The sequence below is a fragment of the Bacillus sp. ISL-46 genome (genome assembly GCF_018613205.1).
In genome coordinates, this window is the sequence record NZ_JAGGQR010000015.1 from 220,183 (window position 1) to 234,716 (window position 14,534).

Genomic DNA, 14,534 nt, shown 5'->3' on the forward strand with positions numbered 1-14,534 from the left:
CTCTTATTTAAAGAAGGCTCGACTTATAGCTTGATCTTTTGCACATTGTTAATTGGATTCCCCAGCCATTGTGAGGCGATTTTTGAAAATATCCGCCTTGAACCGGTTGTGTAAAATTCATGCTCTGGTTCTTCTTCACACGAATCAAGTAACCCATTATATTGGAGGATTGCACTTATTTCTCGAGCGGTCTCATCACCAGAGCTAATTACGCTTACAGACTCACCCATGACATTTTTTATGACGGGCTCAAGCAATGGGTAATGGGTGCAGCCTAAAATAAGGGTATCCAGGTTCTGATTCTGCATCGGCTTTAAGGCCTCGTCGACAATTCTTTTCGCAATCGGCCCACCAAATTCATCACTCTCTACAAGAGGGACAAATTTTGGACAAGCATGCGCTTTGACAAAAAGCCGGCTATTTAATGATTTCAAGGCTCTTTCATAAGCACCACTTTTTACTGTACCCTCTGTGCCGATAATTCCGACACGGTAGTTTTTTGTCTTTTTGATTGCCGCCCGTGCTCCAGGATTAATTACCCCTAAGACTGGGATGGACAATTCCTTACGAATCTCGTCTAGTGCCGCTGCTGTTGCCGTATTGCAGGCAATAACGAGCATCTTAATCTTCTTTTCTAATAAAAAAGAGGTCATTTCCCAAGTGAACCTCTTTACTTCCTTTGTTGTTCTCGGACCATATGGGCAACGTGCGGTATCCCCCAAATAGATGATTTTCTCATTTGGAAGCTGTCTGATTACCTCTTTGGCAACAGTTAATCCGCCAACGCCGGAATCAATAACACCAATTGCTTGTTTCAAACTTATCGCCTCTTTTAACGCATTTCCTGATGCAATTTCGTTAAACTTTTTTGAAGAAGTTGAATTTCTTCAGATGAGAAATCGACCAACACTTCTTCTAAATAGACTTGACGCTTTTTAATCACTTCATCAATGATTCGCTTGCCCTCTTCAAGTAGATGGATTCTGACAACACGACGATCGTTTGGATTTTTTACCCGTTCTACGAGTAAATTTTTCTCCATTCGATCAACAAGATCTGTCGTCGTACTGCATGCCAAATACATCTTATTAGAGAGCTCCCCGATTGTCATATCACCATCTTCAAAGAGCCATTGCAATGCAATGAATTGCGGTGGAGTAATCGTATAATTACTTAGCATTTCTCTTCCTTTTTGCTTGATGATCCCAGAGATGTAGCGTAAATCCTTCTCAATATTGGCAACAATGTCACCATTTGCTTCTTGATTTTCGTGTTTCATCTCATAACACTCCTATAAAAGCTTCTCTTCTCCTCAAGACCATATCTATTTAAACATATTGTTCAAAAATTAAATATCTAAATACTTACCTTATTTTCTACTTTTTTCGCTAAAAATTCAAGTTGAAACTATTAGAAATATTAGTTTGAGACTCTTTGGAGTATAATAAAATGGAAATTAGAATAATCAACCAAAGGTGAGATAAGAATGGAAATTGTAATCAGCAAGACAGCACTAAAGTGGTTTAAAGACGAAGTAGAGTTAAAAACAGGAGATAAGGTGAAGTTTTATCCAAAGGTTTATGGAAACAGCCCTGTGCAAGAAGGTTTTTCGCTCGGTTTCACAGTAGATAACGAGCCAATCGATATGATAACTAAATTCGAATCAGAGGGCATGTGGTTTTATGTTGAAGAAAGGGACTTGTGGTTTTTTAATGGACATGATTTACAGGTAAATTACAATGAAAAAACAGATGAATTAGAATATAGTTATACCAAGTCAGCGGAATAATAGAATACTCAATAAAAATAGGAAGGTTGTTCTCAACCCTCCTATTTTAGTCTTTATTAAAACTCCTGCCTATTTTATTTATCATTTTTTCGAAAAACCCCTCCCCCTCTGTTTAGACCTTTCAATCTTATCTCCATTAATTGGCAGTATCACTTCGATTAGCGTTCCTTTTTCATCGCTCCAAAAATGAACGGTCCCATGGTGATTTTCAACAATTTGTTTGGAATTCATAATTCCTAATCCAGTGCCGCTCTCTTTTGTTGTAAAAAATGGTTCCCCGACTCGTTTTAATACATGTTGCGGCATTCCACTTCCTGTATCCTTAATTAGCATCTTTACTTGATTAAAACCGTGCTTCTTCAGCTCAATAGTGATCACCCCGCCATTCGGCATCGCTTCGATCGCATTTTTCAAAAAATTTATAACCACTTGTTTTAGTTGATTTTTATCGCCGTTGATGATTAAATTTCCACAATCATTAACAAATTCAATCTGCACATTATTCATAATTGCCTGGGTATCAATCAGCGTTTTCACATCTTCAATCAATGCTTGTAAAAGCACAGGCTCAAACTTTAGATCTTGTGGTTTTGCGAGTATCAATAACTCACTGAGAATGAGTTCTATTCTATCAATTTCCGATTGGATAATATCAAAGTAAGATTTATGGTCATTTAGCTTTGTTTCTATTAATTGAAGAAACCCTTTAATCGCAGTGAGAGGATTTCGTACTTCATGGGCAATCCCTGCTGCCAGTTGGCCAGCTACATTTAATTTCTCAGCATTTAGTAATAGTTCTAGTGTTTTTTTTCGATCAGTTACATCCCTGATAATTACATGCCTTGCTGGTTTATTTTGAAATATCGTGGGAATTCCTTTTACTTCCGCCTCAAACACAGTGCCATCCAACCTGATCAATTTATATTCAAAAAAGTCTGTTGCATCCCCACGCGTAACTATTTCCACCCGTTCTTTAATACGCCCATGATAATCAGGATGGATGAGATCGACTATTTTCTTTTGTTGAATTTCTTCTTTGTTTGATGCTCCAAATAACCTTGCACCCGTTTCATTTATAAAAAGAATGTCATCTTCACAGGCAATGATTACGGCGTCAGGTGAATTGTCAATTAAATCCCGATAGGATTCTTCACGTTTTTCTAATTCTTCTTCTATATTCGTTTTAATTGATCCATTATAAGCTGCTTTTATTGAACTGCCCATCTCTTTTTATCTATTCCTTCCCCCATAAAATAAAAGCCAAGATAGGAGTCATCCCATCTTGGCTTATGTCTAGCTCAATTGAAATTGTCTAGTTCACTTCCGCCTTTATGCAGTTGGTGATAATATTAGTACGATTACACTTTTATCGCGATAAAAATCCCAATCCACAAATATATCATTCACCTTCGTTTGTAGAATGGATTCAAAATTACCGCTATTATGTAATAATCGCTTCTCTAGATTCCGTTTCGCAATCCTTAATATCTCAAAGTTCCCTAAACGAATTAACTCCTTCTCAATTGGCACAAGAATTCCATTTCGAATAACTACCAGCGTTCTTTCATTTAATAAATAGGAAACGACCTCTTCAGGCGTTTTTTCCGCTTGAAGGCTTATTCTATTAATTTCTTGGTGAAGAGATTCTTGACCATGATAATTACAGGTTTTTTCATTATTAATTTCGATTTCGGTCGAGGTAGAGCCAATACAAACAAATAATCCACTTTTATTATGTAAACCCCAATCATAATAAAACTCATTAACTTCCATACTTGTCAGAATTTTAATATAGGCTTTAAACTCAGGGATTAATTTTTGCATCAACAAATCTCTTGTTGTTTGGATCATTGCTTCTTGTTGCTGCCCTAACAAAACACTTTCAGAAGGCGAAATAAAGTTCCGTAAATAAACAGTCAGTATCGTGTGATTATAGGAAACATAAACAGATTCGGGACCTTTCCCGAAGTTTTCACGAAGTGTTCTCCCAATATACCCCGCCAGTTCTGTTTGCACTTGTTTGTATTCCAAGAAAAACATCCTTTTATGAGATAAAAGCATTATTTCTTTTATCCTAGGTTTATTTTAAATGTCTATAACTAGATTATCAATTTATTTATGAAGATTTATTCGCAATTTTTGTAACAAATTTACTTTTCGTTGAAAATTTCGCACTGAATTTGTAGTTGTTATCACACACATCCCGAATAAAATTATTTCCTAGATTAACAATAATCTTAGTGTTACTTTTTAACACGAATCTTCAATGTGGAGGGATATGCTTTGAATATTCTCTTTAGCTTATTCTCAACCTTAATTATTATGGGGATTAGAGCAGCATTCTTATTTAGTCATACCACTTTTCGGCTAAAATGGTGGTTTAGAATGCCTGCTTTCAAGTAAGCATAAAAGTATTTTTCAAGTATCGCTGATCTGCATTGTAGACAAAAGGGTAAGCATTTCGTTTGCTTACCTTTTTTATGGCTATCTATTCAAAATTAAACCGGCCTCCCCAAAAGGATGCCGGTCATAATTAAAGTTCTAGCTCTCCCATTCGAAGGAGCTCTACAACTGCTTGTGAACGCCCCTTTACACCAAGCTTTTGCATGGCATTTGAAATGTGATTCCGAACCGTTTTTTCGCTTATAAATAATTCACCAGCGATTTCTTTCGTTGTTTTGTCTTGTACTAATAACTCGAATACTTCTCTTTCTCGTTTGGTGAGTAACGGCTTGTGATTATAAACATTCTCCTTCAAGTACTGTAACCCTCCTTGCCTTCGCCAGTATGAACACGGGGTGGGTATATATTTAGTCAACATATCTTATGTGAACAGTACGAATGTAGTGACTATATTTACAAACAGATGATTCGTTTTTATAAAAAAAACTCCTAGTGATTAGGAGTTTTTGGGCTTTGCATAAATAATGTATCGTTTTGGGGCATTTCCTATATAACTAAACGGGTAACAGGTTGTTAAGATTAATTCCTCTTTATTATGTTGGAGCGTAATAATGCTCGTATCATCAGACTTAACAATTTTGGTATCAATTATTTCATAAGTATAGGATCCATACGGCATTTCCATCTTCAGTGAATCGCCAATCTCAAGTTCCCCTAATTTACGAAACACGGTGTCTCGATGTCCTGAAAGAACAATTTGTCTTTGATCACCAGGGTAATAGGCTCCTTTATAATGGCCGACACCTTTTTCGAGATCGTCGGGGTCGGTTCCTTCGATGATTGCTAACTCTGCTTTGATTTTTGGAATGGCTAAAAGACCGACTGTCTCCCCCATTTCTGGCGGCTTGCTGTTTACTTCCCTCTTTTTAGGGGCATCGTCAGGCTGGTCTGCAATTAGTTCCTTAGCCTGCTTGAGTGAAGCATGTGTTTGCGTTTTCACATCTATAAATTGCCAGAGCCCAATACCTACTAGAATTAGTCCTGTAAGAATAATTAATAGCGGAAATTTAGATTTCACCTGTATGTACCTTCCTTTTTCAACGAACTAACGTTATTAATAAGAGTATAACAAATCACTACTGAAAGAACCATTGCAATTATAGCCCATAGACGACAAAAAACCTTCTTTTCGATGATAGAAAAGAAGGTTTTTTGAATCATAATTAAATTAAACGAAAAGTCTTCCGCAATTCTATGCGTGGTCACTACCAAAGAAGCTTCTGAAGGCTTGAATGGTTGTATCACGATTTAAAGCAGCAATCGAGGTAGTCAACGGAATACCTTTCGGACAAGATTGAACACAGTTCTGTGAGTTCCCACAGTTTGCAAGTCCGCCGTCGCCCATAATCGCTTCAAGTCTTTCTGCCTTATTCATTGCACCAGTTGGATGGGCATTGAAAAGACGAACCTGAGAAAGCGGCTGTGCCCCAATAAAGTTTGATTTGCTGTTTACGTTCGGGCATGCCTCAAGGCAAACACCACATGTCATACATTTTGAAAGCTCATAAGCCCATTGACGCTTTGTCTCAGGCATACGTGGTCCTGGGCCCAAATCATAGGTACCATCGATTGGGATCCATGCTTTCACTTTCTTTAAGGCATCAAACATTCTACTCCGGTCAACCTGCAAGTCACGAACTACAGGGAAAGTTTTCATCGGAGCTAATCGAATCGGCTGCTCCAATTGGTCGACAAGTGCTGAACAAGCTTGACGAGGCTTCCCGTTGATGACCATGGAACATGCACCGCATACTTCTTCAAGACAGTTCATATCCCAGGTAACGGGGCTAGAGTCTTGACCTTTTGAATTTAATGGGTTCTTACGGATTTCCATTAACGCCGAGATGACATTCATATTCGGACGGTAAGGAACCTCAAATTCCTCCTCGTAAGGAGTAGTATTTTCGTTATCCTGACGTGAAATAATAAATTTAACCATTTTTGTTTCAGACATTCTTCCTACTCCCCCTTAACTTTTTGCGTAATTGCGTTCGCGTGGCTTGATCAATGAAACATCAACATCTTCATAATGGAAAGCCGGTGCTGATGAACTGTCAACAAATTTCGCCATTGTTGTTTTTAAGAATTCCTCATCATTACGTGTAGGGAAGTCAGGCTTATAATGAGCACCACGGCTCTCATTCCGGTTGTATGCACCAATTGTAATAACACGTGCCAATTGCAGCATGTTTTGAAGTTGACGAGTAAAGGCTGCCCCTTGGTTGCTCCATTTGGATGTATCATTAATATTGATGTTTTGGTAACGTTCTAGAAGTTCCTGAATTTTCTCATCTGTCTTTAATAGCCTGTCGTTATGACGAACAACCGTTACATTATCTGTCATCCATTCCCCAAGCTCTTTATGAAGAACATAAGCATTTTCATTTCCATTTAGGGACATAATTGAATTCCACTTATCCTCTTGTTCTTTAACATGTCGGTCAAATACGCTAGAAGAAACTGCATCGGAACTCTTCTCCAAGCCTTTGATATATTTAACTACGTTTGGTCCTACAACCATTCCGCCATAAATGGCTGAAAGCAAGGAATTGGCACCTAAACGGTTCGCACCATGCTGAGAATAATCACATTCACCCGCTGCAAATAGACCAGGGATGCTTGTCATTTGGTCATAATCAACCCAAAGTCCACCCATTGAATAGTGAACAGCAGGGAAGATTTTCATTGGAACTTTACGAGGATCATCACCCATGAATTTTTCATAAATTTCAATAATCCCGCCAAGTTTAATATCTAATTCATGTGGATCCTTATGAGAAAGATCGAGGTATACCATGTTTTCGCCATTGACTCCGAGTTTTTGATTAACACAAACGTCAAAAATTTCGCGAGTGGCGATATCACGTGGTACCAGGTTTCCGTAAGCAGGATATTTCTCCTCTAAGAAATACCATGGTTTTCCATCTTTATATGTCCAGATACGGCCACCTTCACCACGAGCCGATTCACTCATGAGGCGAAGCTTATCGTCACCAGGAATGGCCGTTGGATGGATTTGGATCATTTCACCGTTAGCATAATAAGCACCTTGCTGATACACAATCGATGCTGCTGAACCTGTATTAATAACTGAGTTTGTAGATTTTCCAAAGATAATACCAGGGCCGCCGGTTGCCATGATGACGGCATCTCCTGAGAATGACTTAATTTCCATTGTTTTTAAATTTTGAGCCACAATTCCACGGCACACACCATCGTCATCAACGACAGCGCCCAGGAATTCCCAGCCTTCGTATTTCGTAACCAGACCAGCTACTTCTTCGCGACGAACTTGTTCGTCTAAAGCATAAAGCAACTGTTGACCAGTCGTTGCGCCTGCAAATGCTGTCCGGTGATACTGTGTTCCCCCGAAACGGCGGAAGTCCAATAGTCCTTCTGGTGTACGGTTAAACATAACGCCCATACGGTCCATTAAGTGAATAATACCTGGTGCTGCATCACACATCGCCTTTACTGGCGGCTGGTTAGCCAAGAAGTCTCCGCCATAAACGGTGTCATCAAAGTGAATCCATGTTGAATCGCCTTCACCTTTGGTATTTACTGCTCCATTAATACCACCTTGGGCACAAACCGAGTGAGAGCGTTTAACTGGAACAAGAGAAAATAACTCTACAGGTGTTCCTGTTTCTGCAACCTTTATCGTTGCCATTAAGCCAGCTAAACCGCCGCCGACAATAATTACCTTACCTTTACTCATTCGTGACTCACTCCCTTAATCCAAAATCCAATATTTTTCCGATCAATCATGAATTTGTTATACAAAAGCTAATAAAGTCGTTACTCCAACATAGGATAGAGCTAAGAAAATAACGATTGTCACGTATGTAGAAATAACTTGAGAACGTGGAGATACTGTGATGCCCCAGCTAACTAAGAATGACCACAATCCGTTTGCAAAGTGGAAAATTGCTGAAATAATCCCAATGACATAAAACGCAAACATAAACGGTGAGGAAAGAATATCTTGCATCATTTGAAAGTTAACTTCATTTCCAAACGCCGCTGCTACCCGAGTTTCCCATACATGCCATGTGATAAAAATAAGTGTAATCACACCAGACACACGTTGAAGCATAAACATCCAATTTCTAAAGAATCCATATTGGCTTGCATTGTTTTTGGCTGTAAAAGCAATATACAGCCCGTAGATTGCATGGAATAAAATTGGTAAATAAATAATTACAGTTTCTAACACATAGCGAAAAGGAAGATTTCCCATAAAATTCGCAGCTTTGTTGAAGGATTCTACCCCAACTGTCGCATAGTGGTTCACAATCAGATGCTGGATTACAAAGATCCCGATTGGAATAACCCCTAGCAACGAATGCAATCTCCGATAAACAAACTCTCGATTACCTGCCATAAATTTACCCCCCTATAATGTTTAAAAAAAATGATGTTCAGTTTCTAGCATTGAAATCCCCTTATATGAAACCTAACATCAGTGTGACAATAATGTGACATGTCCATTTTACTCCCATCATGTTAGAGCGTCAAGAAAACGGATACACAATTCTATCATAAATAATAAAATTTTTAAAATATATTGAAATTATAATAGATTGATTATTTTCACCAATAATTTGGATCTATATTAAAATAAATAGATAATTACAATTAATTACCAAGATATAACGGTTGTTATTTTTACCATATCGGGAATTATAATTATCATGGAAAACAAGGCAAGATATTGCAAAATAACAAAAAAACTAATGTAATTTGATTCGTTTTATCTAAAAAAACTGTACTGACACCTAACAAAAAGCGTATATAATAGAATGATAGAAAGAGGGGAAGCTTGTGAACGATAGTACAGTTGTTGTTGAGAATATAGATACCGATGAACCAAAATCCATATCTCTATTCGGGTATGAATTAATCAGAGAAATTCTTTTACCTGAGATTTTAGGAAAAGATACACCTGAAATTTTATATTGGGCCGGAAAACGTCTCGCACGTAAATTTCCACTAACTGATATTGCTCAGATTATGGATTTTTTCACCAAAGCCTCTTGGGGCCAACTTGAAATTAAAAAAGAAAATAAAACTGAGATCCAATTTGAACTAATGAGTCCTGTTATTGTCCCGCGTGTGAAATCAAAAGCTGAGCACTTTTTCCAACTCGAAGCCGGCTTCCTTGCCCAACAAATTGAACTACAAAAAGAAGCCAATGCAGAAACCTTTGAACATCCTGTAAAGAAATCAAATAAAGTCCTTTTCACTGTTAAATGGGAAAAGAACTAAACGTGAGAATAGGGTGTCAGGCACCGCTTGGTGCCTGACACCATTTTTTTATTTGTTTGCCAGTTCGAAGGCTTCGTGTAAGACTTCTACTGCTTTTAACATACTTTTTTCTTCTACTACTGCTGATACTTTGATTTCGGATGTGCTGACCATTTTAATTTGGATGTTGTTTGCAGCGAGTACCTCAAACATTTTTGCTGCTACGCCAGGATTAGAAATCATTCCTGAGCCAACAATTGACACCTTCGCTAATTTATTTTCCGCATCAATCTGCTCATAAGCAAGCACTGCTTTATTGTCTTCTAATACCTTTAATGTTTCTAATAAATCATTAGTATGGATAGAGAAAGACAAATTAGCCGTATCGCCCTCTGTAGTACTTTGAATAATAATGTCAACATTCAGGTGATTTTCCGCTAGTGTTGAAAAGATGGTAGAAAGACTAGTTAATGAATTCGCCAATCCTAATACTGTTACTTTTGTAATTTCGTCTTCAAATGCGACACCGCGGACTACTAAGTTTTGTTCCATTGCTGCTTCCTCCTCAATAACTGTTCCTTCTACTCTCTCCATGCTCGAGCGAACCTCAAGCCGAACCTGATAGTTTTTAGCAAATTCTACTGCTCTTGGATGGAGCACGCCAGCACCTAAATTAGCTAACTCTAGCATTTCATCGTACGATACAGATAATAATTTGCGAGCATTCTTGATATATCTTGGATCCGTGGTGAAAACCCCAGTAACATCGGTATAAATATCGCATTTATCTGCCTTTAAGGCTGCCGCTAATGCCACAGCTGTTGTGTCAGAACCACCACGACCGAGCGTCGTAATTGCGCCTTCTTCCGTGATTCCTTGGAATCCTGCCACAATGACAACCTTACCCGTTGCGAGTTCCGTTTCAATTGCAGACGTTTTAATATTCGAAATGCGGGCATTTCCATGGACAGGTTCTGTGATGATTCCTGCCTGCCAGCCTGTAAAAGAAACGGCGTAAAGCCCTTGCTGATTTAAAGCCATTGACAATAACGCAATGGTTACCTGTTCTCCTGTTGATAACAACATGTCCATTTCCCGCTTATTTGGCTGTGCGGAAATTTCTTTTGCTAATCCGACCAATGTATCCGTTGATTTTCCCATCGCAGAAACAACAACGACTACATTATTGCCACGGTCTGTCTCCTCTTTTACACAGGATGCAACATTTAGTATTCTTTCTACATTCGCAACGGAGGTGCCTCCGAATTTTTGCACAATAATCCCCATATTTGTTTCTCCTTCTTTCAAGTGAATACCTTATTTATCCCCCAAAAAACAAAAAAAGCAATGAGAAGGGCATCTCATTGCTTTAGAACACGAAAAAATATTCTCGCACCTACAATGTAAGATAGCTCTCCAAGACATTCGTCCTGACAATCCGGCATTTATTCAATACAGGACCAGCAAAGAAAGAAATGAGACTTTCTTTACTTCGGCGAACATTCCCTTTCATGATCCGTCTTAGAAGCTCATCCTTCTCAGAACCATTACTCTTGAAGCTCGCACCTCTACCTTCACTTTAATACGTAAAAGTGATAGTAAATTAAATTTTCACTTATTATAGCATGTTCTATTTTTTCTTACAATCACTAGGATTGAAGTTTTTTAATTAATTCTTCGGCTACATTCATAGGAATTCCGATATTTGTAAATTCCTCCATACTAGCCTCTTTCATTTTTTTCACAGAGCCAAATTGTTTTAGCAATAGCTTTTTCCGTTTCTCACCGATTCCAGGAATATCGTCGAGCAAGGATTGAAAGGCACTTTTTCCACGAAGCTGACGATGAAACGTAATGGCAAAGCGATGGACCTCGTCTTGAATTCTTTGCAGTAAATAAAACTCCTGGCTGTTTCGGCCTAATGGAACAATTCCCAAAGGATTGCCGTACAGCAATTGGGAAGTTTTGTGTTTATCATCTTTGACGAGTCCCGAGAGAGGAATATCCAGTCCTAACTCATTTTCCAACACATCTCTTACGGCTTCAACATGGCCTTTACCACCATCGATGATGATTAAATCTGGGAGGGGAAGTTCTTCTTTTAAGGCGCGTGAATACCTTCTTCTTGTCACTTCACGCATGGATTCATAATCATCAGGTCCTTGAACGGTTTTGATCTTATATTTCCGGTATTCCCGATGATTTGCCTTTCCATCAATGAAAACGACCATGGCTGATACTGGGTCTGTTCCTTGGATGTTGGAGTTATCGAATGCTTCGATTCGGTGCGGCGTATAAATTCCCAGTAACTCTCCCAAGTTCTCGACAGCCTTAATGGTGCGGTCTTCATCCTTCTCGATCAAGGAAAACTTTTCATTTAAGGCTATTTTTGCATTTTTGATCGCCAATTGGACAATATCCTTTTTCTGCCCTCGTTGTGGCTGGAGCACCTTTACTTCAAGTAGTTGTTCCGCCAAACTTAAATCGACTTCATCTTGAATCAGAATTTCCTTCGGCTTGAAGTGATTAGCTTTCGAATAAAATTGTCCGAGGAAAGTTAGTATTTCTTCCTCTGGTTCATTATAGAAGGGGAACATGGAGACGTCCCGCTCAATTAATTTCCCTTGGCGGACAAAAAAAACTTGCACACACATCCAGCCTTTATCGACGGCATAGCCAAATACATCACGGTCCGTAAAATCGTTCATGGAAATTTTCTGTTTTTCCATGATGGTTTCGATATGGATGATTTTATCACGGAACTCTTTCGCTCGTTCGAAGTCCAACTCTTCAGCAGCTGCTGACATTTTTGCTTGAAGCTCTTTTTTTATTTCTTTATAACCACCATTCAAAAAGCGAGTAATTTCATCCGTCATTTGCTTATACTGTTGTTCCTGAATTTCATTGACACATGGTGCCAGGCACTGCCCTAAATGGTAGTACAAGCATACTCGGTCAGGCAGGGTTGAGCATTTTCGCAGCGGATATATTCGGTCAAGAAGCTTTTTGGTTTCATTGGCAGCAGTCGCATTTGGGTACGGACCAAAGTATTTACCTTTGTCCTTCTTTACTTTTCTTGTAATGATGAGTTTCGGATGCTTTTCAGCTGTCAGCTTAATAAATGGATAGGTTTTATCATCCTTCAGCATGATATTGTATTTCGGATCGTATTTTTTTATTAGGTTGAGTTCAAGTAGAAGTGCTTCAATATTTGAAGAGGTTACAATATATTCAAAGTCCTCAATCTCATTGACTAGTCTAAGCGTCTTTCCATCGTGTGACCCAGAGAAATAAGAACGTACGCGATTCTTTAATACTTTTGCCTTCCCCACATAAATAATCGTACCCTGACGGTCTTTCATTAAGTAGCAGCCAGGTTGATCCGGCAGCAGCGTCAGTTTTTGCTTGATTATTTCATTCATTCCGGCCACTCCACTCCCGTCTCTATATATAGTGCCTGTTAAAATTTTAAAGGAAAAGGCTCATAAATGAAAGTGGTAGTCATTTGCAAAAAAGAAAAACCTTAGCTGGATTGGTTCCAGCTAAGGTTTTGTCTTTCTATACTTACACGTGTTTTTCTAAAACACTTGCTAATGCATCTTTTGGTTGGAAGCCGACTACTTTGTCTACCACTTCGCCATTTTTCATTACTAATAATGTTGGAATGCTCATAACACCGAAATTTGCTGCAGTTTGCGGGTTATCATCCACATCAAGTTTAGTGATTTTAACTTTTTCGCCCATTTCTAAGTCAAGTTCTTCAAGAACTGGAGCTATCATTTTACAAGGTCCGCACCATGGTGCCCAAAAATCTACGAGAACAAGGCCTGAACCTGTTTCAGCAGAAAAGTTTTGATCTGTTAAGTGTGAAATTGCCATTTATATTGCCCTCCTAATGATTACTGAATTACTTACCGAAAGTATAACATCGTTTGGAAAATCAAGCTAATAAATTGCTTCATCGATCATTTTACCCTGTTATTAACCTAAGTATCCCCTAAAAAAACGAGCGGAAGCCTCCGCTCGCTCTTCTTATTATGAGTGCACTTTCAGTTTTTTAAACTCTTCTGTTAGTAATGGCACCACTTCAAACAAGTCGCCTACGATTCCGTAATCAGCTACTTTGAAGATATTAGCCTCAGGATCTTTGTTAATGGCCACAATTACTTTTGAGTTAGACATGCCGGCTAAGTGCTGGATTGCTCCAGAAATACCACAAGCAATGTAAAGGTCTGGTGTCACTACCTTGCCAGTTTGACCAATTTGTAAAGAGTAATCGCAATAGTCGGCATCACAGGCACCACGTGAAGCTCCTACCGCTCCGCCAAGGACATTCGCAAGTTCTTTAAGCGGTTCAAAACCATCCGCACTCTTAACCCCGCGTCCTCCTGAGATAACCACTTTTGCTTCACTTAGGTCTACACCTTCGCTTGCTTTTCTAACGACTTCTTTAATTATGGCACGTAAGTCTTTGATGTTTACAGAAAGGGTAGAAACCTCGCCGCTTCTGCTTTCATCTTTTTCCAATGGCGCAATATTATTTGGACGGACCGTTGCAAAAATTAAGCCATCCGTTACAATTTTCTTTTCAAATGCTTTCCCAGAATAGATGGGTCTTGTGAACACGACATTTCCACCTGCAACCTCAACAGCAGTCGCATCTGATATTAAACCTGATGCTAATTTTCCAGCAATTCTTGGAGATAGGTCTTTGCCTAGTGAGGTATGACCTAACACTAACCCTTCTGGTTTTTCCTGGTCAAGCACTGCTAAAAGCGCCTGAGCGTATCCATCTGAAGTATATAGATTTAATTTTTCATCTTCAACAACTACTACGCGGTCTGCTCCGTTGTGGATCAACTCCGTACCTAAAGCGCTTACAGAAGTACCTACTAAAACACCAACCACTTCTCCGCCTTCAGCAACCGTTTTTGCTGCTGCAATCGCTTCGAAAGAAACATTACGTAATGAACCGTCACGAACTTCTCCTAATACTAATACTTTTCTTGACATTCCATATACCTCCTGAAAACAT

At 38.8% G+C, this 14,534-nt stretch carries 15 protein-coding genes and 1 riboswitch; of the genes, 2 read left to right on the plus strand and 13 right to left on the minus strand.

All coding sequences use genetic code 11. From position 1 onward, the window contains the following. Positions 1–23 precede the first annotated feature (23 nt). Positions 24–818 (minus strand): glutamate racemase, encoded by a 795-nt coding sequence (gene racE, locus J7E67_RS10770; RefSeq protein ID WP_251026691.1) that lies wholly within the window; start codon positions 816–818, stop codon positions 24–26. A gap of 14 nt (positions 819–832) precedes the next feature. Further along, entirely contained in the window at positions 833–1,279 is a 447-nt protein-coding gene (locus tag J7E67_RS10775; protein ID WP_214731821.1) for a MarR family winged helix-turn-helix transcriptional regulator, read from the minus strand. A gap of 207 nt (positions 1,280–1,486) precedes the next feature. Here J7E67_RS10775 and J7E67_RS10780 point away from each other — a divergent pair, with 207 nt between their 5' ends. Next, positions 1,487–1,789 (plus strand): HesB/YadR/YfhF family protein, encoded by a 303-nt coding sequence (locus tag J7E67_RS10780; protein ID WP_214731822.1) that lies wholly within the window; start codon positions 1,487–1,489, stop codon positions 1,787–1,789. 81 nt (positions 1,790–1,870) lie between these two features. Here the strand turns inward: J7E67_RS10780 and J7E67_RS10785 are convergent, their stop codons facing one another. From J7E67_RS10785 to J7E67_RS10815, 7 genes are all read right to left on the minus strand, one after another. Next, positions 1,871–3,013: an ATP-binding protein gene (locus tag J7E67_RS10785; RefSeq protein ID WP_214731824.1), complete on the minus strand. Its 1,143-nt coding sequence runs from the start codon at positions 3,011–3,013 to the stop codon at positions 1,871–1,873. 105 nt (positions 3,014–3,118) lie between these two features. After that, positions 3,119–3,820, minus strand: coding sequence for a Na-translocating system protein MpsC family protein (locus J7E67_RS10790; protein ID WP_251026692.1), 702 nt, complete (start codon positions 3,818–3,820; stop codon positions 3,119–3,121). A gap of 502 nt (positions 3,821–4,322) precedes the next feature. Further along, positions 4,323–4,547 carry a spore germination transcription factor GerE gene (gene gerE, locus J7E67_RS10795; protein ID WP_026563391.1) on the minus strand — a complete coding sequence of 75 codons (225 nt, stop codon included), beginning with the start codon at positions 4,545–4,547 and terminating at the stop codon, positions 4,323–4,325. Positions 4,548–4,688: 141 nt separating this feature from the next. Further along, complete coding sequence (locus tag J7E67_RS10800; RefSeq protein WP_214731827.1) at positions 4,689–5,270, minus strand: class D sortase; 582 nt, start codon at positions 5,268–5,270, stop codon at positions 4,689–4,691. A gap of 174 nt (positions 5,271–5,444) precedes the next feature. Beyond that, positions 5,445–6,206 carry a succinate dehydrogenase iron-sulfur subunit gene (gene sdhB / locus J7E67_RS10805; RefSeq protein WP_214731829.1) on the minus strand — a complete coding sequence of 254 codons (762 nt, stop codon included), beginning with the start codon at positions 6,204–6,206 and terminating at the stop codon, positions 5,445–5,447. A 15-nt stretch (positions 6,207–6,221) separates the two neighbouring features. After that, a complete protein-coding gene (gene sdhA, locus J7E67_RS10810; protein ID WP_214731831.1) occupies positions 6,222–7,970 on the minus strand; it encodes a succinate dehydrogenase flavoprotein subunit in 1,749 nt (582 codons plus the stop codon). Positions 7,971–8,027: 57 nt separating this feature from the next. Continuing rightward, on the minus strand, positions 8,028–8,636 hold the full coding sequence (locus J7E67_RS10815) for a succinate dehydrogenase cytochrome b558 subunit (protein ID WP_214731833.1): 609 nt from the start codon (positions 8,634–8,636) through the stop codon (positions 8,028–8,030). 440 nt (positions 8,637–9,076) lie between these two features. On the opposite strand from J7E67_RS10815, the gene J7E67_RS10820 reads away from it, so the two are divergent. Next, positions 9,077–9,520, plus strand: a complete 444-nt coding sequence (locus tag J7E67_RS10820; protein ID WP_214731836.1) for a YslB family protein — start codon at positions 9,077–9,079, stop codon at positions 9,518–9,520. A gap of 48 nt (positions 9,521–9,568) precedes the next feature. Here the strand turns inward: J7E67_RS10820 and J7E67_RS10825 are convergent, their stop codons facing one another. The 4 genes from J7E67_RS10825 to J7E67_RS10840 form a co-directional block, all read right to left on the minus strand. Continuing rightward, positions 9,569–10,786, minus strand: coding sequence for an aspartate kinase (locus tag J7E67_RS10825; protein ID WP_214731838.1), 1,218 nt, complete (start codon positions 10,784–10,786; stop codon positions 9,569–9,571). A 114-nt stretch (positions 10,787–10,900) separates the two neighbouring features. Beyond that, a riboswitch (Lysine riboswitch) is annotated at positions 10,901–11,078 on the minus strand. Between the two features lie 70 nt (positions 11,079–11,148). Then, a complete protein-coding gene (gene uvrC, locus J7E67_RS10830; RefSeq protein WP_214731840.1) occupies positions 11,149–12,921 on the minus strand; it encodes an excinuclease ABC subunit UvrC in 1,773 nt (590 codons plus the stop codon). Between the two features lie 142 nt (positions 12,922–13,063). Further along, on the minus strand, positions 13,064–13,378 hold the full coding sequence (gene trxA, locus J7E67_RS10835) for a thioredoxin (RefSeq protein ID WP_088089186.1): 315 nt from the start codon (positions 13,376–13,378) through the stop codon (positions 13,064–13,066). 156 nt (positions 13,379–13,534) lie between these two features. After that, entirely contained in the window at positions 13,535–14,512 is a 978-nt protein-coding gene (locus J7E67_RS10840) for an electron transfer flavoprotein subunit alpha/FixB family protein (RefSeq protein WP_214731842.1), read from the minus strand. Between the last annotated feature and the right edge of the window lie 22 nt (positions 14,513–14,534).

Bases quoted from the DNA above. Each gene is read 5' to 3' on its own strand.
- J7E67_RS10775 (WP_214731821.1), bottom strand. From the start codon at position 1,279: ATGAAACACGAAAATCAAGAAGCAAATGGTGACATTGTTGCCAATATT.
- J7E67_RS10780 (WP_214731822.1), top strand. From the start codon at position 1,487: ATGGAAATTGTAATCAGCAAGACAGCACTAAAGTGGTTTAAAGACGAA.
- J7E67_RS10785 (WP_214731824.1), bottom strand. From the start codon at position 3,013: ATGGGCAGTTCAATAAAAGCAGCTTATAATGGATCAATTAAAACGAAT.
- sdhB (WP_214731829.1), bottom strand. From the start codon at position 6,206: ATGTCTGAAACAAAAATGGTTAAATTTATTATTTCACGTCAGGATAAC.
- sdhA (WP_214731831.1), bottom strand. From the start codon at position 7,970: ATGAGTAAAGGTAAGGTAATTATTGTCGGCGGCGGTTTAGCTGGCTTA.
- J7E67_RS10815 (WP_214731833.1), bottom strand. From the start codon at position 8,636: ATGGCAGGTAATCGAGAGTTTGTTTATCGGAGATTGCATTCGTTGCTA.
- J7E67_RS10825 (WP_214731838.1), bottom strand. From the start codon at position 10,786: ATGGGGATTATTGTGCAAAAATTCGGAGGCACCTCCGTTGCGAATGTA.
- uvrC (WP_214731840.1), bottom strand. From the start codon at position 12,921: ATGAATGAAATAATCAAGCAAAAACTGACGCTGCTGCCGGATCAACCT.
- trxA (WP_088089186.1), bottom strand. From the start codon at position 13,378: ATGGCAATTTCACACTTAACAGATCAAAACTTTTCTGCTGAAACAGGT.
- J7E67_RS10840 (WP_214731842.1), bottom strand. From the start codon at position 14,512: ATGTCAAGAAAAGTATTAGTATTAGGAGAAGTTCGTGACGGTTCATTA.